The 19606-nt window shown below is 39.8% G+C and carries 12 protein-coding genes; 8 read left to right on the top strand and 4 right to left on the bottom strand.

Features of this window, described 5'->3' with window-relative positions; translation table 11 throughout:
* The first annotated feature begins 123 nt into the window (after positions 1-123).
* The 7 genes from AAA970_RS27225 to AAA970_RS27195 all read left to right on the top strand — a co-directional run bounded on the left by AAA970_RS27225 (position 124) and on the right by AAA970_RS27195 (position 9919).
* Complete coding sequence (locus AAA970_RS27225) at positions 124-702, top strand: recombinase family protein (protein WP_338240112.1); 579 nt, start codon at positions 124-126, stop codon at positions 700-702.
* A gap of 85 nt (positions 703-787) precedes the next feature.
* Positions 788-2374 carry an ATP-binding protein gene (locus AAA970_RS27220; protein WP_338240111.1) on the top strand — a complete coding sequence of 529 codons (1587 nt, stop codon included), beginning with the start codon at positions 788-790 and terminating at the stop codon, positions 2372-2374.
* 1049 nt (positions 2375-3423) lie between these two features.
* Positions 3424-4806, top strand: a complete 1383-nt coding sequence (locus AAA970_RS27215; RefSeq protein WP_338240110.1) for a replication initiation protein — start codon at positions 3424-3426, stop codon at positions 4804-4806.
* Between the two features lie 275 nt (positions 4807-5081).
* Positions 5082-5780, top strand: coding sequence for a hypothetical protein (locus AAA970_RS27210; RefSeq protein WP_338240109.1), 699 nt, complete (start codon positions 5082-5084; stop codon positions 5778-5780).
* A 426-nt stretch (positions 5781-6206) separates the two neighbouring features.
* Entirely contained in the window at positions 6207-7289 is a 1083-nt protein-coding gene (locus AAA970_RS27205; protein WP_338240108.1) for a ParA family protein, read from the top strand.
* Entirely contained in the window at positions 7276-8130 is an 855-nt protein-coding gene (locus AAA970_RS27200) for a ParB N-terminal domain-containing protein (protein WP_338240107.1), read from the top strand. The genes AAA970_RS27205 and AAA970_RS27200 overlap by 14 nt, the downstream gene beginning before the upstream one ends.
* Before the next feature lie 85 nt (positions 8131-8215).
* The gene (locus tag AAA970_RS27195; RefSeq protein ID WP_338240106.1) at positions 8216-9919 is read left to right on the top strand and encodes an AAA family ATPase; all 1704 of its coding nucleotides are present in this window, start codon (positions 8216-8218) and stop codon (positions 9917-9919) included.
* An 11-nt stretch (positions 9920-9930) separates the two neighbouring features.
* On the opposite strand, the gene AAA970_RS27190 is transcribed toward AAA970_RS27195, so the two are convergent.
* Complete coding sequence (locus AAA970_RS27190; RefSeq protein ID WP_338240105.1) at positions 9931-10122, bottom strand: type II secretion system F family protein; 192 nt, start codon at positions 10120-10122, stop codon at positions 9931-9933.
* Positions 10123-11109: 987 nt separating this feature from the next.
* On the opposite strand from AAA970_RS27190, the gene AAA970_RS27180 reads away from it, so the two are divergent.
* Positions 11110-14049 carry a glycoside hydrolase family 2 protein gene (locus tag AAA970_RS27180; RefSeq protein ID WP_338240104.1) on the top strand — a complete coding sequence of 980 codons (2940 nt, stop codon included), beginning with the start codon at positions 11110-11112 and terminating at the stop codon, positions 14047-14049.
* An 827-nt stretch (positions 14050-14876) separates the two neighbouring features.
* Here AAA970_RS27180 and AAA970_RS27175 read toward each other — a convergent pair.
* The 3 genes from AAA970_RS27175 to AAA970_RS27165 all read right to left on the bottom strand — a co-directional run.
* Positions 14877-16427, bottom strand: a complete 1551-nt coding sequence (locus AAA970_RS27175; RefSeq protein WP_338240103.1) for a sulfatase family protein — start codon at positions 16425-16427, stop codon at positions 14877-14879.
* A 105-nt stretch (positions 16428-16532) separates the two neighbouring features.
* Entirely contained in the window at positions 16533-17249 is a 717-nt protein-coding gene (locus AAA970_RS27170) for an SGNH/GDSL hydrolase family protein (protein ID WP_338240102.1), read from the bottom strand.
* Between the two features lie 85 nt (positions 17250-17334).
* Positions 17335-19606 (bottom strand): tetratricopeptide repeat protein (locus AAA970_RS27165; protein ID WP_338240101.1); only part of this gene is annotated, 2272 nt, incomplete at its 5' end.

Below are 19606 nucleotides of genomic sequence, written 5' to 3'. Positions count from 1 at the left end.
TTCGTAAATATTTAAAGCACAGCCTAATAATATACAAATTCGGAATACCATAACTTGCTGGTATTCTGATTTTTTTTGATCTTTACCGAAAACCACTACCCTACCCGTTCAAATTTTTTCAAAATGAAGGCAATTTACATCCGAGTATCTACCGAAGGACAGAACATCGCCATCCAAAAAGGAGAAGGCAAAGAATTCATCGATAAGTGTTCCGGCACCATCCCGTTTTTTGAGCGGCCCGCCGTTAAGAAATTAACCCGCGCTATTGAAGCGGGTAAGATCTCGGAACTAGAGGTTACCCGCCTGGACCGTTTCGGTCGGAAAGCGGAAGACGTGAAGCAAGCGATCAATTGGTTTGGTCGCAGAAAGGTGCAGGTGATTATTAAAAACCAAGGCTTGGTTTGTTTCAATGATCGTTGGTCTTTAACACCTGCTACCCGTATGATCATCGGGGTGCTGGCGGAGTTTGCGGAATTTGAACGGGAAGTTATTAAAGAAAAAACCCTCGCGGGTATCGCCCTGGCCAAGGTGGAAGGAAAGTTTAAAGGCCGGAAGCCTGGCTCGAAAAACATCCGGAAACACCATCAGTACGATAGCGTGATGGCGCATTTGGAATCCGGGAAATCGGTTACGGCAATTCATCGACTTACTGGGGTGAGTCGGGTGAGTATTGCGAAATGGAGAGATGAAGCTGTAAAATAACCAATAGAGACGGCCAGTTCTATCAATTCGTTGTATTTCCACGAAATTAAGTATCTTTAAGAACCATACCAATAATGGATTATCCATGAGTCAAAGACAAGCATTACCGATCGGTGTTCAGACATTTGAAAAACTCAAAGAATCTAATCAAAATTATCTTTACATCGATAAAACTGAACATGTTTATGAGATGGCTAAAGGTTATGGTTATTATTTCCTTTCCCGACCTCGGCGTTTCGGTAAATCGATGCTATGTTCCACGATGCAAGCCCTTTTTGAAGGCAAACAAGCACTATTCGAAGGATTGTATATTCATGATAAGTGGGATTGGTCAGAAAAGTTTCCGGTGATTCGTATTGATTTGAGTGGTATCAATTATGAAAATATTAAATCCGTAAATGACCAGCTGCAAAACTCCTTATCCAAAAACTGTTTGAAGTATGGATTACAATATGAAGACCTGAGCTTAAAAGGATTAGGACCAAAATTGGGGGAATTAATTGAAAAGCTATATCTTAAATTTAACCAAAAAGTCGTTGTTCTTATCGATGAATACGACAAACCGATACAAGATACCCTTTCAAATGATGACCATTTAGCCTCGAATTCCCTGGACGTTCTACGTGGTTTTTATTCCGCTATCAAAGCCTCGGATCAGTACATTCGTTTTTGTTTCATGACTGGTATTACCAAATTCACGGGCGTTGGCTTATTTAGCGGGGCGAATAATTTTAATGATATTACGCTTGATCAGCGTTATGCTTCCATTTGTGGCTTTACCCAAAGTGAGTTGGAAAACTGCTTTGGCGATTATTTTGATCAGGTAGATACTGAAGAGGTAAAGACATGGTACAATGGGTATAATTATCTGGGTGATAAAGTCTATAATCCCTTCGGGATTTTGATGTTTTTAGATAAAGGCGCAAGTTTCGATAATTATTGGTGGGATTCTGGCCAACCTGGTTTTTTAGCCAAAATGTTTGAGAAAGGAAGCTATGAAACCTATGATCTGGAAGGTATTGAGCTGTCCTCTCAGGAACTTAAGCAGTTTACCCTGAGTAATTTGAACTTACCCTCCTTGCTTTGGCAGGCAGGATACCTGACTATAAAAAAGGTAATTCAGGAGCCCTTTGGAGGGAAGAGCTATGTGCTTGCCTCCCCCAACCGGGAGATCCGAATGAGCCTGAATATGCTCTTCCTCATCAGCCTGACCTCAGTGGAATCTAACAGACTTCTGAAGCGGAGTGAGGCGGTAAGAAATTTATTCAAAAATGACCTATCGGGCTTTGAAAACAATATTCGCGCGATGTTTTCTGCCATACCCTATAACAATTATGTCCAGAACAACATCCATAAATATGAAGGTTATTACGCCTCAGTGATGTTCAGTTTTCTCGCAGGTCTTGGGTTGAAATTCCGGACGGAAGAATCCAACTCCAAAGGACGGATCGACATGGTGATGGAAACACCCACCCATATTTATGTGCTGGAGTTCAAGGTAAATGCGCCAAAGCCGGAAGGAAATGAGAGAGGAGAAGCTCTGGAACAAATTCATGAAAAGCGATATTACGAACCGTATTTGAATGATGGCCGGAAGATTGTTCTGATTGGTATGCAGTTCAGTGAACAGGAGCGAAACCTGGATTGGTTTAAGGCGGAAGTCATTTCCTGAAGCAGGTAAAACATAGGCTGAATAAAATGGCACAATACGATCCGAAATGACTGGCACCTATTGGAGTGAAATGGGTGGCATGAATCGAAGCGGATTAACCTGCATTTGTTTGTTAATTCAAAAAGCAAATTTTCATCATTTTGCGCAACATTAATTTTTTCATAAAAGAGCGCAATAATAGATTAAATACAATTTTTTTTAACACACAATCTTTGACTTTATATTTCAAATCCAATTATTGCACCATAAGAGGCTCTTAGAGCGCTTTTTTTGAATTATGATGGTTTGGGTACCTTATTTTTGTTTAGGCCTCTGGTGCGCTTTAAAATGCTTTTTGAGCTAATTTAACTTTGGCTTGGAACAACATTCTCACATTGATCCTTTCTCTTCAGCTCAACAGAATGCTTATAGTGACTTTTTAGTAGATTTGATCGTACACCCTAATCGCTAAAAGATAACTTTAAAAAAAGAAAACTACAACTGTGACAAAAAAGTGATTGGTTTTCCTGTTGTTGTTTTTTTGTTTTAAATGTTTTAATTGTTTTCGGGTTTCAGAAATTGAAAAAAAATGGCCTTCTAGGTACCTACAAGGGCGATTATCTGTGACAAAAAGTATCCAACTGTGACAAAAATATGACTAACTGTGACAAAAAGTATTTTCGTGTGACTAAAAGTATCCTATCTGTGACAGAAAGTATCCGTCCTGTGACAAAAAGTATTTTCAATTTTCTTAACTGTGACAAAAAATATCCAACTGTGACAAATGAGTGATTATGAAAAAAAATTTATATAAATTCGCGTAAAATGAGAAAGATTAATAAAAATAAGTAAAAAGTAAGATACAAAGCGATATAGGGCCGATAAGGCAATTTGGATTTGAAATTTTTTCCTAATATTTTAACATTTATGTGACGTATGAGTGACTAGTTCCTTTGGGAGTAATTTTTGGTTTTAAAGTTTAAGTACAATCTAAACCTCGAATTTTTTATCTAAATCACTCAATAGACACGATTTTTCACTTTTTTGTCACAAGCGGCAATTGTAGCATTATGAATTATTTTCCCAAGGAGTATTCCAATTACAGAATCGTAAAGCATAACAAACTGGTCAACGCGAAAGAGGACCTTTCTCTCACTCAGCACCGGATTATTATGTTGCTGGCATCCAGACTCACCAAGGAGGATATTAGTTTTAAGGAACATCGGATTAACATCAGGGACGTGCTGGGGATTAAGTCTGGCGATCGAATCGGTTCAGGTTATGACCGTGTAAGGAAAGCCGCAATAGGCTTAACCAATACCGCCATATATATTGAAGAGGGAGATAAGTGGATTTCCTTTCCATTAATTACCCTGGCTCAGGGTAATAAGAGGGAGGACTTTATACGAGTTCGTTTTGCAAATGAAATGAAGCCCTTTTTGTTACAATTAAAAGAAGGGAACTACACCCAGTACTTACTTCAGAATGTTTATAAGCTACAGAGCGTTTACAGTGTTCGCTTTTATGAGTTATTCCAGCAATTCTATCCTAAGATACAAACGAGGTCATTGAGTTACCAAAGATTACGGGAGCTTTTGAATTTAGGTACCAAATATCAAAACCACTACCCTTCTTTTAAACGGAGGGTGTTAGAGGTGGCCATTAATGAAATTAATGAATATACAGATCTTTTAGTTTGTTATGAAGAAGTTAGGCTGGGAAGGAAAATAGACACTATTATTTTCAATATTTCTGCTAATCCATCTGCCATTCTGAAAGAGGAGGATGAATTGAACATCCGGGGTTCAATGGTATTAGAGGGAAATACTTTAGATATTGATTTTGAAAATTGTTCGACTCCCACTGAAGTTCCAGAATCAGCGGAGGCTACCGAAGCTTCAGACGCACCGGTTATTACCGGTAATCATCCTTCCTGGGTTAAGCAGAGTGCTTATAAAGCTATGGTTCAGAAATATGGTCAACCGTTGGTGGATTTTGCCATATCTAAAATAGAGGGGAAGGAAAAAGTGAGTAATCCAATGGGCTATTTGTATAAAGGTTTAAAAGAGGAATGGTGGGGCACTGAATGGGAGCGTGAGCGTTTGGGAATGGATAGTCAAAAGAAGCAACAAGAGCGGATTTTGGTCATGCAATCTCAGGAAGAAATGGAGGAGAAACTGAAGGAGCAATTTGGAGTAAATAATAAAAGGCGAAGAAAGGAGATTTTTGCAGTTCATGATTCTGAGGAAGAGCGATCAGAATATGTTTTGGAGTTGGAATTTAATGAGGATTTCAAGCGACACAGGCAATTGTATTTAAAATTTTGGGAATCGGAAGAAGGTCCGAATGAGGATGCACTGATTATGTATCAGGGTTGGTTGTTAAAAAAATATGGAGAGCCAAAAGATTGGGATCTAAAGATATTTATGAATCAACATTTGAATCCGGTTTAAACACGCTTTCAATACTGCACTAATTTTTTTACTGTAAAAGTACAAAATGAAATTTGGGGAATTATTAGCGGAATTAAGGTTTTCTCCGCAATAGGGAGAGGCTAGATTATCGTAAAAATAATATTTCAAAAAAACATCATCAGAAGAATATAGGGATCACAAAACCGAATAATATGTAAATTTAACTCGTTTCAATTCTACACAGGTATTTATGTTTTATGGTTGGGGTGGATTATTGAAATCGGTTAACATTAATTAACGTTAACGGAATATCTATGGATAATCAAGATGAACAGTTCTTTTATATTGATGGAAAACCCTGTATAAAAAACGGCAAGAAGATTATTTTTGGTCGGGAATGTAACTATTGTGGTAACTTGTTTTTTCCTTCCCGAGCTAATAATTACTATTGTAGTAATTCCTGTAAAGTTCAAAAATGCTATGAGCGTCATCCGGAGCGTTACGCCGATAGGTTTAATAAAACGGCTTTTTCATTTCCCAACTTGAATCAGAATAATGACATTCAGGATTTGCTCCAGCAACTAAACGGAATGAGTGAATCAATGGATAAAATCATCAACAGCAATGAATATAAGTCCGGGGGGATACCGGAAAATAGGTTGATAGAAATTCGGAACCAACATAAAGAAGAGTTGATCCAAATGAATTCGAAGCTCTCTCATGTTATTCAGGATTTGGAAGCAAATAAAAAAGAAACATTGAAATTTCAATGGACCAGAGTGGCTGAAAATTTTGTGGGTACAGCAGCATTTAGTGGAGTAAAATCTTTCGCTACTCCTGATAAAAAGAAACCCATGACGCGCGCTGATGGTGATCGTATTTTGGAACTTCTTGAAGCTAATCATCAGAGCGAAACTTTGATGAAAAATTATATGAAGGGCATGTACGCTCAGCTTCAAAAACTTTCCAGGATTTTACGAGGGTATGATGATAGTCTTGATGCCATGCTTTGATAGTAAAGCATTTTGCCCTAAATGATAGTCAAAGGTGATGGAGGTTTTTATTCCGCTCCAATTTTGATCGAATTAACCTGAATTATGCATCGATAGGTTTAATGAATACAACTCAGGAATTACTTTGTAATATATTTCAAATGCTGCTGCTAATTTTTTATAACCCAAATTAGGTGAGTATCTTTTTTCTCGCTCATCTGCTTCCTTGAAAAATGTCAAAATAACGAACTAATCCTTCATTTTTTTTCCTTACAACCAATCGAGGATTTAAGCAGGCATTATTTAGGTTGAAGCGTCCACAAAATTTGTGGACGAGGATTGTTTTGTGTAAAAAAAATACCATATCTTAGCATTTGTACAGGAATAAAGATTGTTTGTGTAAATTTTTTATCATCATCCACAAAATTTGTGGACGGAATAAGGCTTATGGATTTAGAACTATTAACGCTCGGATTATCCAGATGGGTGCAAGTCAACAAAAGACTAATTAACATTTCCCTCCTGGTAGAGGAAACCAATACTGCAAGGAGTACCATTCAAAAAGTACTTAATGAGGAAACTGTATTTGGGCCTGCTCATTATGAAAAGATTTTTCCATTTCTGGCTAAATTTTATAAGGTTACTCAGGATGATTTATTGGATTTGGTAAAACCAAAAGCAAAGATCATTGCCATTTGGAATCAGAAAGGAGGAGTAGGAAAGTCCACTTGTTCTAATCATATCTGTGGGCAGCTTGTCGCAAAGGGGAAAAAAGTACTATTAATTGACTCGGATTATCAAGGTAACACTACCCGTAACTTTTCCATCTCAAAAGAAGACAGTCCGCACGATCTATTCGATGTACTGACGAAGCAAATCGACATCCGAGACGCTATAGTTCCGGCAAAATATGTGAGTGGGTTAGATATTTTACCCTCTTATGGAAAGATGGTGGAATTTGAAACCACGCCAATTTTAACAGTGAATGAAAAAATTCGATCTTATGAAGAGCCTATTCAGTCGGTATCCAGAGATTATGATTTTATCATTTTTGATATGCGCCCCACCATGCGCGACTGTCATTCAGATCCTATATTCTTAGTGGCAGAGTATATGTTTATGGTGATGAACCCTTCTTCTATGTCGTGGGATGGATATATTATGGCGCAAGAATATTTACGTCGTTGTTATCGGGATAATATGAATTTGAAATTCGGTGGAGCATTTTTTAACCGCATCCGATCGAATGTACAATATGAGATAGATTCCATGCTGGCGGTAGCCTCCGCTATTGAAAAAGATGGCACCTATGTTTTTGAAAATGGCATAAAAGAGAGTGTGGGGGCAAAAAAATCTTTTGAGCTTTACTTCCGGGACACTTCCAGCTTCTGTAATGCCTTTGAGAATGGAGAAATAGAGGGGATTAATAAAGGACAGGTGAAAGCGATATTTGATATGAATGGAGATTTTTCCGAATTGACAGAAGAGATATTAGCGGTAATTAACAAATACGAAAATGAAAATCAATAAGCGCAGTACATCATCAAATCCACTTCAGAACACTAATTTAATGGCACGTTCTGAAGCCGCGAAGGAATATAAAAAATACGGGATGATTTCTGCAGAAGAGTTAATTACCCTTCCGGAAATTGAATCTCATATCGCCCTATTATCAGAACAAGAGGTAACGCTTTTAAAAGAGGATATACAACATAGAGGAATTGTGGATCCTTTAGCTACCTTCAAGGATGCCACAGGGAAGGTGATTTTAGTCGATGGGCACCATCGATTAAAATGTGTAAAGACGCTATTCCTAGAGAAAAAATTAACGGATGATAAGATACCCGTCTTTGAAGTGGAAGAGCTGAAGGGAATCTCGCTTCAATCGCTGGATCCGGTTTTTGCTTATATGAATAAAAAGCAGATGGCTCGCCGGAATATCAGTGCCAACTACAAAACGTATTTAATGGGGCAGGAATATGTAGCGGCACAAGATAGGGGAGAAACCGATTTGTTAAAAACCTTTGCTAAACGATATCACTGCCATGAAAATACCATATCCAATGCGGTCCTGTACTTCAAAGGAGCGAGTATTTTAAAGTCTCGTTTGGAAGAAGCTGAATTCCAGGCATTGATTGGGGTGAGTGATGAAAAAGCACCTTATACCAAAGCGGAAGTAATGGCGATTGGTAAAACGAATGGGGTAGAGGAGAGCCCCAAGCCAAAACAATCAAAAACTTTTATCGAGAAAACCAGCAAAAGTGTAGAAAGCACTTTTCTGAAAATTGCTAAACACAAAAATCAGGAGGAAAAGAAGGCGCTAATTGAGCAGATTAAAAGAATGATTCAGGCATTGGAAGAGGAGTTATAGATATAAGATCGCCCTTTCCTTGAAAATCAAGGCATTCCCATAATATAGAATGTATTTTACACTCATTAGGAGCGTGTTATCAAGCATGAAAAAATTTCCTATCGGCATATCGGACTTTAAGGAATTAATCAATAGTGAATCTTATTATGTAGATAAAACCCTATTGTTAGAAGAGTTTTTGGTGGTCAACACTAACAACGTGTTTCTGGTTCCTCGTCCTCGCCGTTTTGGGAAAACGCTTAATATGAGCATGATTCATTGTTTTTTGGATGTGGATCATGCTGAAGAAAACAGGCCGTTATTCGAGACTTTAAAGGTGCAAAATTCAACAGCATGGCCGCTTCAGGGGAAATTTCCGGTTATTTTTCTATCCTTCAAAGACTGGAAGCAATCCACTTTTGAAAAATCCATTAACTCCCTCCGCTTGCTTCTACAGGATTTTTTGGTTGAGAAAATGCCTTACCTGTTGACTTCCGATAAAGTATTGAAGCTTCATCGGGATTATTTTAATTCCATAGTGGAAGGAGAGATAAAAGAAGAAGCGCTGGAGTTGTGCCTGCAACGTTTAATCATAGCACTGAAAGCCTATCATGGCGTTAAACCGGTGGTTTTGATTGATGAATATGATTCTCCTATTTTGTATGCGCATGAATATGGTTACCGGGAGGAGATGGTAAATTTCCTGAGAGGATTTTTCTCTAAAGGACTGAAAGATAATAGCGAATATCATAAAGCCATGGTCACTGGTATTCTCCGGGTGGCTAAAGAAAATATTTTTTCGGGATTGAATAATATGGTGGTATCCACCGTAGTGGATCTGGACTTTTCAGATAAGTTTGGCCTGACCGAGTCCGAGGTGGATCAACTACTTTCGGATTTTAAATTATCAGAGCAAAAAAAGGAAATTGACCGATGGTATAATGGTTATACTTTTGGATTAACAAAGAAAATCTATAATCCATGGTCCATTATCAACTATTTAAGTTATCCTGATCGGGGTCTTCGTTCGTTCTGGGCGAACACTTCCAAACACCAATTATTGCAGGAACTTTTACCGAGAGTAGACCGGAAAACAAGCCAGATGCTGGTCGCATTGATGAACCGGCAATCCATCGAATCGCTGATAAGTGCCGATACTATATTTGAGTCTTTGGAAAGAGCCGAGACCCAAACCGTGCTGGGCTTACTCCTTTTTAGCGGTTACCTGACTGTAGAGGAGATGCCGATGAAAGACGGGGTGAGTGAATTGTCCCGTATTCCGGCCAGATTACGGGTACCGAATGAAGAGGTGTTTACGGTATATGAAAAACTGCTTCAGCAATTTCTGAATTCTGCAGAAGAATATGTTCAGGGATCAGATTTACTAGAAGCTTTGCTTAATCAGGATTTTGATAGTTTTTCCGATTGTCTGAAGGATTACCTGTTAAATTCATTCAGTTATTTTGATGTCACTAATCAACGTCAGTCAGAAAAGATTTACCATGCTTTCATCCTTGGATTGATGGCGCATCTGACGGATAAGTACGTGGTAAAATCCAATCCTGAATCCGGATATGGACGTGCAGATATGATTATCTACCCCAAAGACCCTGATGACAAAAAAGGCTGGATTTTTGAATTCAAACGCGGAGTTACCGGAAAAGAAAGCCTGCAAGAAAGAGCCGAAGAAGCACTGCAACAAATTGAAAACTCTCAATATGCGGCCATGCTTCAACAACAGGGACGATCAAAAGTGATGAAACTCGGAATTGCTTTTGACGGGAAGAAAGTGGTTTGTTTGGAAGGGTAGGGGTTAAAATCCTATCGACTGGTCAACGAAAACATCGGCAGGTACATCGTAATCAATTTAAAACCGACAATCCCGCCCAGAAAAACTATCATCAGGGGTTCTAAAACCGTATTGAGTGTAGAAGTTTTCATGTCAATTTCATCAGTGTAGTGCTTATGTAGCTTATTAAAAAACTGTTCAATTTGATTTAAGGTAAAACGCATCAGGATATTATGTATATGAGGTCGTTATAATCCATTTAGGCTTTGTGTCCTCTTTTTTATTATTGAGTTTATTATCCAGTCTAGAAATTATTTGGAGTGCAATTTTTTGCAGAATATTTAGGTTTTCAGCGGAATTATCAGTCCTGGACCTAAAAGTGTCTTCATTAAATGTTACATCTAAATGCCAATTCAATTGATTCTCTATACTCCAATGTTCTCTCGATAATAAATTGTAGTATTTTAGGTCTGAAATTTCTTCTGAACTTATTTAGAATTTGACTTGTTTGCTTTCATGCCCTTTTGTATTTCGAATACTCTCAATTCTAACAATAGTTTTCACGCATATACGCCATTAAATTTATTGAGCATTTGCGCTCTTCATACCTTCCAAGTTCTTTTTCAACAATTAAGTCAAATTTTTTGGGGTTATGGCATATGAATGCACCCTTAACTATCTGATGACTTTTTTCGAATTCTATTTGATTTCGTGAAACTCCTTTTAGTTTATTTGCCATCTAAAATCACTTGCGGTTCATTTATAATATACAGCAATTGTAGCCGATCTTCTTTAAGGCTATATAATAGAGATTCTGGCCGTAATTTCTGTAGAACTCGATTAAATGTATCATGAGGCGGGATGTTATTAGATAAGTCAAGAAATTCGCTCTACTATATATAATTTTGCTCGCAGAAAATTTCCATATCTTCAAAATCATCGCTAAAGCGATAAAAGGGACATTTTTTAATGGATGAAGACATTTCCACTCCTGACGAGGGTCTTCAACTTCTAAAAAAGGCAGTTGGTGTATTCATAAACAAAAATGAACCAACTTTTCAATAATTTAAATTTAGTGTGTTTGCCTTATAGCGTCCATTAAAGCCCAAATATTCTCTATTTTTTAATCTATAATTATTGGCCTACTTTGTCTACTTCCGGATCCAATATGTCGGAATAGAAATTTAAATGCATATTTTTTTAGTGAGTATATGAATATTTTTCGAATCAAAAGTGATCTACAATTAGTGTGGAAGCGATTCGTGGCCTATAGATCAGGCTTAGTTTCAAGCTACCGGATGTTAGGTGCGCTGCTGTTTTTATGTCAATTTATGGGTTGTACTCATTCAAACTCTTCCGAAATTGATCTTTCGGGCAATTGGCGTTTTCAGATCGATAGTCTGGATGTTGGTATTTCGGAACAATGGTATGCCAGGGTGCTTGATGATAATATTATTCTTCCGGGTTCGATGCAGGAGCAGCATTTTGGGGATCCGGTTGGGTTCGATACCAAATTTACAGGTAATATCTGGAAAGAATATGAGGACGGAAATCAATGGTATAATGATGAAAATTATGCCCCATTCTTGGGAGATGATAAATTTAGATTTCCATTTTGGTTAGTTTCAGATTTTCATTATACGGGTCGGGCGTGGTACCAAAAGGAGGTAACCGTTCCTGACGAATGGGAAGGAAAATGCGTCGAATTGATGTTAGAAAGACCCCATTGGGAATCTTCTGTTTGGGTAAATGGTGAATTTTTAGGGAGGAGTAACGCTTTAGGGGTTGCGCATCGGTATGAGCTTGGGCAGGCATTTAAGGCTGGAAAAAATATCATCACCATCTGTGTGGACAATAGCGTCAGGGATGTTGAGGTTGGTATCGATGCACATAGTATCTCCGATAATACTCAAAGTAACTGGAATGGAATAATAGGTGAGATTAAGCTTGTTAAGCGACCTGTGGTTCATGTGCAAGGAGTTAATATTTTCCCAGATTTAGCAACCAACACGGCTCGACTTGAGATCATACTGAATAATTCATCCGGAATTCAAACTTCCGGGAGTATTGAGATACAGGCAGAAACGATAACAGATGGGAAGGAGCATAAAATTAAAGCAAAAACGATTGATTTTACGACTCCTTTGAATATAGATACGCTACAGGTGATATACCCATTGGGGGAAGACGTTCTTCTCTGGGATGAGTACCATCCGAATGTATACCAATTGTCCTTGCAACTGAATGCCGGGGGAGATGATCATCAGTGGATCGGAACGTTTGGTGTCCGTGAGATCATCGCCAATGAAAAAGATATTAGGATTAATGGCCGTCCGGTATATCTCCGGGGAACTCTAGATTGTGCGGTATTTCCGAAGACTGGGTACCCACCCACGGATATAGGTTCGTGGGAGCGCATTCTTAATGTATGTAAAGCTCACGGATTGAATCATATTCGCTTTCATTCCTGGTGCCCACCCAAGGCTGCTTTTGATGCCGCGGATAAGCTAGGGTTCTATTTTCAGGTGGAAGCTTCGGCGTGGGCTACTGTTCTTGGAGATAGCACGGCCTTAGATCAATGGGTTTATGATGAAAGTGAACGTATGGTTGCCGCCTATGGCAATCACCCTTCTTTCTGTTTGATGCCTTATGGAAATGAACCTCATGGGCAATATCACAAAGAATACCTGATTGAATTTGTGAAATACTGGAAAAGTAAGGGGGATGGTCGTCGGCTATATTCCACAGGAGCGGGTTGGCCTTTGATTCCGGAAAACGATTTTCATAATACCCATCGTGGGACTCGAATTCAGGGGTGGAATCAAAATTTGAAAAGTGTGATCAATTCCGAACCCCCGCGTAGTGATTATGATTTTGAAGCAACGGTTAAGGATCTAAATTCGCCTATGATTGCCCATGAAACCGGGCAGTGGTGTGTCTATCCCAATTTTAAAGAAATTTCAAAATATGATGGGGTGCTCAAAGCGACCAATTTTGAGATTTTCCAAAAAAGCCTGGAAAGTAAAGGGTTGTTGCATCTGGCTGATGATTATGTTAATGCTTCCGGAAAGCTTCAGGTACTGTGTTATAAGGCCGATATTGAAGCCGCGCTTCGTACCCCGGGGTTCTCCGGTTTTCAATTATTAGATCTTAGTGATTTTCCCGGGCAAGGTACTGCCTTGGTGGGGGTGCTTGATGCATTCTATGAGGAGAAGGGCTATGTAAAACCAGAGGTCTTTAGACAATTCTGTGATGAAACGGTTGCCTTGGCTCGTTTCAAGAAAATGATTTTTACAGATGAGGAGAATATTGAGGCGGCGATTGAAGTGGCTCACTACGGTGAGTTTGAGCTAAAAGACGCTGTGCCGGAGTGGAAAATTAGAGATGTTAATGGTCAGGTTGTTCGTCAAGGGCAGTTTATTTCACAAGATATTCCCTGGGGCCACAATATCAACTTAGGTTTGATCCGTGAGCGTTTTAAAGTAGATCGGGCTTCGAAATTTCAGCTTGAAGTTGAAGTTGGTGGATTCCGTAATAACTGGGATTTCTGGGTTTATCCTGCAGAATTACCGCAGGTTGATGACGAAGTCCTTATTGTGCAGACCTTAAATAATCAGGCCATTAAAGCGCTGAAGCAAGGTAAAAGTGTATTGCTAACCGTTAAAAAAGGTTCGATTAAAGAAGGGTATGGTGGAGAAGTGGCCGTAGGTTTCTCTAGCATGTTTTGGAATACGGCATGGACAAATGGTCAAAAACCTCACACCTTGGGTATCCTTTGTGATCCTCAGCATCCGGCACTTGCTCAATTCCCTACTGAATACCACGCTAACTGGCAATGGTGGGATGCTATGAGTCATTCCAATGCCATTTCCCTAGAAGGATTTGAGCACCAACCCGAACCCATTGTCCGCATCATTGATGATTGGGTGACGAATAGAAATATTGCATTGCTGTTTGAGGCGAAAGTTGGTAAAGGGAAACTTCTTATGGCCGGGGTTGATCTGGTTGATGAATTACCAAATCGACCAGAAGCACGTCAGTTACTATATAGTTTGAAAGACTATATTGCTTCAGAAGGGTTTAACCCTAAAACCGAAGTTTCGGTGAACGAAATTAGGGCTCTTTTCCATAGTAATGCAGAAGGACTGTAATAATATCCAGCGTTAGAGAGATTTTAATTAATAATCCTTTATGCGGGAAATATATTATCCATGAGGTTTTGTTATAAAAAATTAAAGGTCCTGGATTACGGCTGATAAACTGTTTAAAATCACCCCAATTCTCGTTAAAATTAGCGTTTTGGGGGTTTTCTTTTATGTTCAGTTTTAAGGGACTAAGTCTTTGAGTTGAATAACGAAGGAGAGGTAATTGAAATAATTGGCGTATCATGGTCTAATCTCGGACTTATAATTCTGAAAAAATACCGGATCATATTGGGGAAATTGCTACGATCGCCTAAGTAAGGTCAATTCTTTTGACATTTGTTAATGACTGCCCTTTTATGGGATAGCTAAACTAAGGGGGCTTCGATGTTTATAAATGGTGCCTTAGTATATTGGTGTTTTCGATACAAATATATAAGTCACCATTTTTTAAGGAAGTGGTTAAAACTCTACGGAGTACGGTAGCCTTCAGTTGGATTACAATCCCTACTGAAGTTGATGTTTTAGTATTCATTCTTCTGAAATTATACTGGTTTTGGTCTTTACAACACCCTACCCAGATATTTTTTAACACTCAAGTCTTTCGTACAGGCTGATAGTTATTTTCTAAAAAACACTGAAGGGATACCATTTTTATTGGTATCCCTCCTGACTTAATTTATTCAAATCCCACTTCCTGATAGGAGTTTGTTTCTGGTAATTGCTTTTGTTTTATAGGATAAAAGTATGTGGTAAGGAAGTTAGATTCAAAAGTGATTACCTATAGTGATACGATTTTTTTAGAAAATCAAAATCATAAAAAATCCTCTATTTTATTAATTCAAAGTATGAGCCTTCGCACTAATCAAAATCGATTTCAGTTCCGATGCTTTATCCGGATTAGTCTCCGTCAGGTTTACCTTCTCCGCAGGATCTTGAGCCAGGTTATACAGTTCATAACCTACAATTTTTCGCTGATCGAAAGGCTTTCCCCAGGTGTGTGGCGGATGCAATTCAATTAATTTCCACTGCCCTTGACGAAGCGCCAAACCCGGCTTTAAGCCGGTGGCTTGTTCTATTAATATCTCTGCGCCCTGTGCATCTTTTCCACTAAATGCCGGCCATAGATTTCGGCTATCCGGTGCTGCATCCTGAGGCAAAGGTTGTTGAAGCATTTCAGCAAAAGTAGCCAGAAAATCGGTTTGACTAATCAAAGCATTGCTCACCCCAGCTTTGATTTGCTTTGGCCAGTTCACAATCAAAGGCACACGGGTTCCTCCTTCCCAAATACGGTATTTCCCTCCGGTATATACACCTGAAGCATCATGACCACGATCCACTTCTTCATTCATATCCACACAGCCATCTTCATAACCTCCATCCTGATAGATCGGGCCATTATCACTGGAAAAGATCACCATCGTATTGTCGGCAATGCCTAATTCTTTCAGGGTTTTCATCACTTCTCCCACACACCAGTCGAGCTGTACCATATTGTCTCCACGGTATCCTAATGAAGTGGCTCCTCTGAATCTTGGATGCGGAATTCTTGGTGCATGTATATCGCTCGTTGTAAAGCAGAGCATGAAGGGACTGTCCGCATGATTTTTCATATAACTTTTGACACGATCTACTAAATCAATGGCCATATTTTCATCACTCCAAAGTGCACTTTTGCCTCCTTTCATATATCCTATCCGGCTCACACCATTAATCACAGAACAGCTGTGCTGCCCATCTCCTTTATAAAGGGTCACCGCCTCCGGATTCCATCTGGCATCAGGATAGGAAGTTCCCGGCGTATCTTTGGGAATGCGTTTCCAATAAGAAACGGTAATGGGATCATCTGCGGATAGGTTCACAACTTTTCCATCTTCCAGATAAACACATGGAACGCGGTCATTAGTGGCAGGAATGATATAGGAATAATCGAAACCCAATGTATTAGGTGTTCCCTCAACCTGACCGTTCCAATCAATGGTGCCATTGCCTAATCCCAAATGCCATTTCCCAATGATAGCGGTTTGGTAACCCGCATCTTTGAAGAGATTGGCCAGCGTATATTGATTTTTGTGAATCAGCATTTTGGAGTCCCCCTGTAAAATCGCCGCTCGTGGGTTACGAAAGGCCATTTCACCCGTCATTAAGGAGTAACGGGAAGGGGTACAAGTAGCGGCAGCGGCATGGGCATCGGTAAATCGAAGTCCGGACTCCGCCAAAGCATCAATATGAGGGGTGGGAATCAGCTTAGCCCCATATACACCAACATCTCCAAAACCCACATCATCAGTATAGATGATTACTACATTGGGCTTTGATACTTTAGTATTACAAGAGGCTAAAAAAACAAATGATAGAATGTATAAAAAATGCCTGATAAAATTCATTTGGGAAAGGAATATCAATTTTGAAAAATAAAAATGGATAGAGTGATTTTCATTTTTAACAGAAAACCACTCTAACCCATTATCTCAACTTAAGCGTATAAAGGACTATTTACTGAAGTATTTTAAGATTTCCTTAGCGATCAATTCATGCCCTTTTTCATTAGGGTGATTAACGGTCGCCATATAATCAGCAGTAGTGGCGCCATTTTTTACGGCGGTTTTAAAAGCCTGATAGCTGTCCACCAATCCAAGCTCATACTTTTTAGCTAAGGCGCGAATTTGCTCACTATGTTGGTCCAAAATGGTATTATCTTCTTTTAAATCCACTCTTTTATCCGGAGAAGGGGTGCACAGGATCAATTTGATGTTTTGCTTTTTGGCCATTTTAATCATCTTCTCCCAGGCCTTACGCGCTTCTTCCAAAGAAACACCACGATCGTTGAGGGCATAGTCGATAAAAAGCACATCCGGCTTATGCGTCAATACCTCATTTTTAAAACGCTTCACGCCACTCGTAGAATTTTCACCTCCGATAGAAGTGGTGATCACGTTCACGACTGCATTAGGATATTGTGCTTTTACACCCTGTAATGTAAGGTGTGGGTAGGCTTCTAATGTTTTGACTGTAGGCGTATTATAATATCCTGATGGTACAGAATGGCCATGAAATACGATATTTACTGTACGATTTTTAGGCCATTTTTTTTCCAACTCCACCTTAACCGGCGCAAGGTAAGAATCCGCTGGCATAATTTGTTGCCCATAAGTATAAATCGACAAAAAGAAAAAATAAATAAATCCCAATAAAAATAGATTTCTCATATAGTGGATAAATTATATACAGGACTAAAATATAAAATGATTTTAAAATCAACAAAGGGGCTTATTATAAGCCCCTTTTTGGTTGTTACGCCTCTACTTCTAAGGTATTATTTATCAACTTTTTATGGATGATAGACCCTACGTGGTAGGAATCGTTACCCAAGACGGTATCAAAGGCAATCATGGATTTTTCACTATTTTTTAGTCCGAGATAACCCAAAGCAATCAGATAATGGCAGTGTTGCTCGTGACGCTTCTGCATATCCTCTTCAAAGATCAGCAGGTCCGGAAGAGAAACGGCGAAGTAGTCCATTTCAAATGGGATAAACAGTTGCTTTTCGCCATACTTGACCAATTTGTTGTATCGGCCACGCGCTTCGTCATGTCTGCCCAACTTCTCCAGTGCCAATCCCTGATAGTAGATTTTGTCTGGCTGCTGGTCATTGTAATACAAGGCTGCCGTTGGTTCGGATTGTCCGATGGTCGCCATTTCGAAGTATTGCTTCGCCATCTCTTTATCGCCAAGCCCTTCGTAGGCAACACCCATCCAGAAATGGATGTCATTTTCCTGAGCACCCGGAAGCTTTCCTTCTCCCAGATTATGAGGATAATACTCCGTTGCCTTCAGGTGATCAATTGCTTTTTCAAACAGGCCAGCTGCAATCGCTTCTTTTGCCAATTCGATATGTGCGTACAGGTATTGGCCGGTCACTTTACCTTCGCCACCTTCCCATGGGTGGAACTGGCGTGCCATGATCAACTCCAATGCTTTGGCACACTCTCCTTTAAGGTTCAGCAAAGTTGCTCGCTCTAGGTACAAGTCATCACGGAAATTGACTGCCTCCAGATTGGCTTCTAATACAGACAAGCGGAAGTCCAGGCTGTCGCCCATTTTCTTGTACAGCTGATCCAACTCCATCAGGATTCTGGCGTCTGTTTTGTCTAGCTCATAAGCCGTTTCCAAAGAAACACGTGCTTTTTGCGGGTCATTTTGCTTGTTATAATAAGCCAAGGCCAGGTTACGGTGTACCGTTGGGAAGGAAGCATCCAAGTCTCTTGAGGTCTCCCAGCAAGTCACGGCATTGTCATACTGACGTGCCCCGTACCAGAAATTACCGGCATAGTAGTGTGCTTTGCTATCTGTTGGGTTCACTGACATGGCATATTGCAGGGCAATCAACTCTTCCAGTTTATTCGGGAAACAGTACTCCGGATCCATCTTAGCCGCTAATTCCAATGAAGCCAGGGCTTCAGCGTCTGCACCCATCAAATGATGGTAGTATCCATGGAAGTATTGCGCCATTGGATAAACATTTGATTTATCGTTCAGGTGGATATTGATAAAGTCAATTGCTTCCTGATAGAAACCTGCTTGTGCATAATCCAAAGAGAACTCGATGAAGTTGTGTACATAGTCACGCATCAACTCTTTTAGCTCCGCAAAGATCGTCTCGTCTTTGGTGATCAAGTACTTTTCGTAGATCGCTCCAAAGTTGAATTGATCCATTTTCAAGCTCTCCTCAATAAGTGCCGAAGCCTCCTCAATGCGGTTGGCACGACGCAACAACATGATCTTCAGGTGACGCGCTTTTTGGTTTACCCAGTTGCGGATCAAAGAACGCTCTACCAAATCCAATGCTTTGATGTCATTGCCGTTGATGGCATCGATTTGTGCGCAGTGGAAGAAGCCTGAATCCTGCCATGCCCCGTTCCAGGTAGATTTGAAGAAGTGATCATAAGCCTCTTTCAACTCCCCTTTATAGCGTAAGCAAAGTCCTAAATTATAAAGCGGCTCTCCATCATAAGGGTTCGGGTTGCGCTCCGTCAGGGTTTCGATCGCTTTGCGGAAGAAAGGCTCTGCCAAAGCAAACTGACCACGCTTCATATACCACGCGCCCATAGCATTATTACATCTTACATCACTTGGCTCACGCTTCAATCCTTCCATATAGTAATCTACCGGATTGAAAGTAGCATGGCGGTATTGCTCCAGGTGCAAACCACGAAGGTACAATTGCTCAACAGAGTTGATCTCTTCGGGCTTTTTCGCCGCTTTGGCAGCATCAGGGATTGGCTTCAATTCGGTAGGAGCGGTTTGCCACTCTACGATTGCGTTGCCCTTTTCATCCAGAATCGCCAAATAGCAATCCTCCATATTGATCTCTGCCGATAATTTGTGCTCGAAGCTCATCTCCGGATTCATATCCACGCGCGTTTCGAAAAGCACTTTACCATTAGATTTCAAACAAATGGTAGCATTTGGGAAGATACCTGTTGTGTAAGCTTTCACTACATATTCATCACCCTCAGCTTCCAAATTCACCATACCATCTTTAGTGGCATTTTTCACCACACCC

This window comes from Persicobacter diffluens (assembly GCF_036244895.1).
GTDB lineage: Bacteria > Bacteroidota > Bacteroidia > Cytophagales > Cyclobacteriaceae > Persicobacter > Persicobacter diffluens.
Note: the sequence above shows the minus strand (reverse complement) of the source record. Positions and strands in the feature narration are given on the sequence as shown.

What these genes read in the sequence shown, in the direction of transcription:
- AAA970_RS27210 (WP_338240109.1), top strand. Translation starts at nt 5,082, where the DNA reads ATGGATAATCAAGATGAACAGTTCTTTTATATTGATGGAAAACCCTGT.
- AAA970_RS27200 (WP_338240107.1), top strand. Translation starts at nt 7,276, where the DNA reads ATGAAAATCAATAAGCGCAGTACATCATCAAATCCACTTCAGAACACT.
- AAA970_RS27220 (WP_338240111.1), top strand. Translation starts at nt 788, where the DNA reads ATGAGTCAAAGACAAGCATTACCGATCGGTGTTCAGACATTTGAAAAA.
- AAA970_RS27225 (WP_338240112.1), top strand. Translation starts at nt 124, where the DNA reads ATGAAGGCAATTTACATCCGAGTATCTACCGAAGGACAGAACATCGCC.
- AAA970_RS27180 (WP_338240104.1), top strand. Translation starts at nt 11,110, where the DNA reads ATGAATATTTTTCGAATCAAAAGTGATCTACAATTAGTGTGGAAGCGA.
- AAA970_RS27170 (WP_338240102.1), bottom strand. Translation starts at nt 17,249, where the DNA reads ATGAGAAATCTATTTTTATTGGGATTTATTTATTTTTTCTTTTTGTCG.
- AAA970_RS27190 (WP_338240105.1), bottom strand. Translation starts at nt 10,122, where the DNA reads ATGCGTTTTACCTTAAATCAAATTGAACAGTTTTTTAATAAGCTACAT.
- AAA970_RS27175 (WP_338240103.1), bottom strand. Translation starts at nt 16,427, where the DNA reads ATGAATTTTATCAGGCATTTTTTATACATTCTATCATTTGTTTTTTTA.
- AAA970_RS27205 (WP_338240108.1), top strand. Translation starts at nt 6,207, where the DNA reads ATGGATTTAGAACTATTAACGCTCGGATTATCCAGATGGGTGCAAGTC.
- AAA970_RS27195 (WP_338240106.1), top strand. Translation starts at nt 8,216, where the DNA reads ATGAAAAAATTTCCTATCGGCATATCGGACTTTAAGGAATTAATCAAT.
- AAA970_RS27215 (WP_338240110.1), top strand. Translation starts at nt 3,424, where the DNA reads ATGAATTATTTTCCCAAGGAGTATTCCAATTACAGAATCGTAAAGCAT.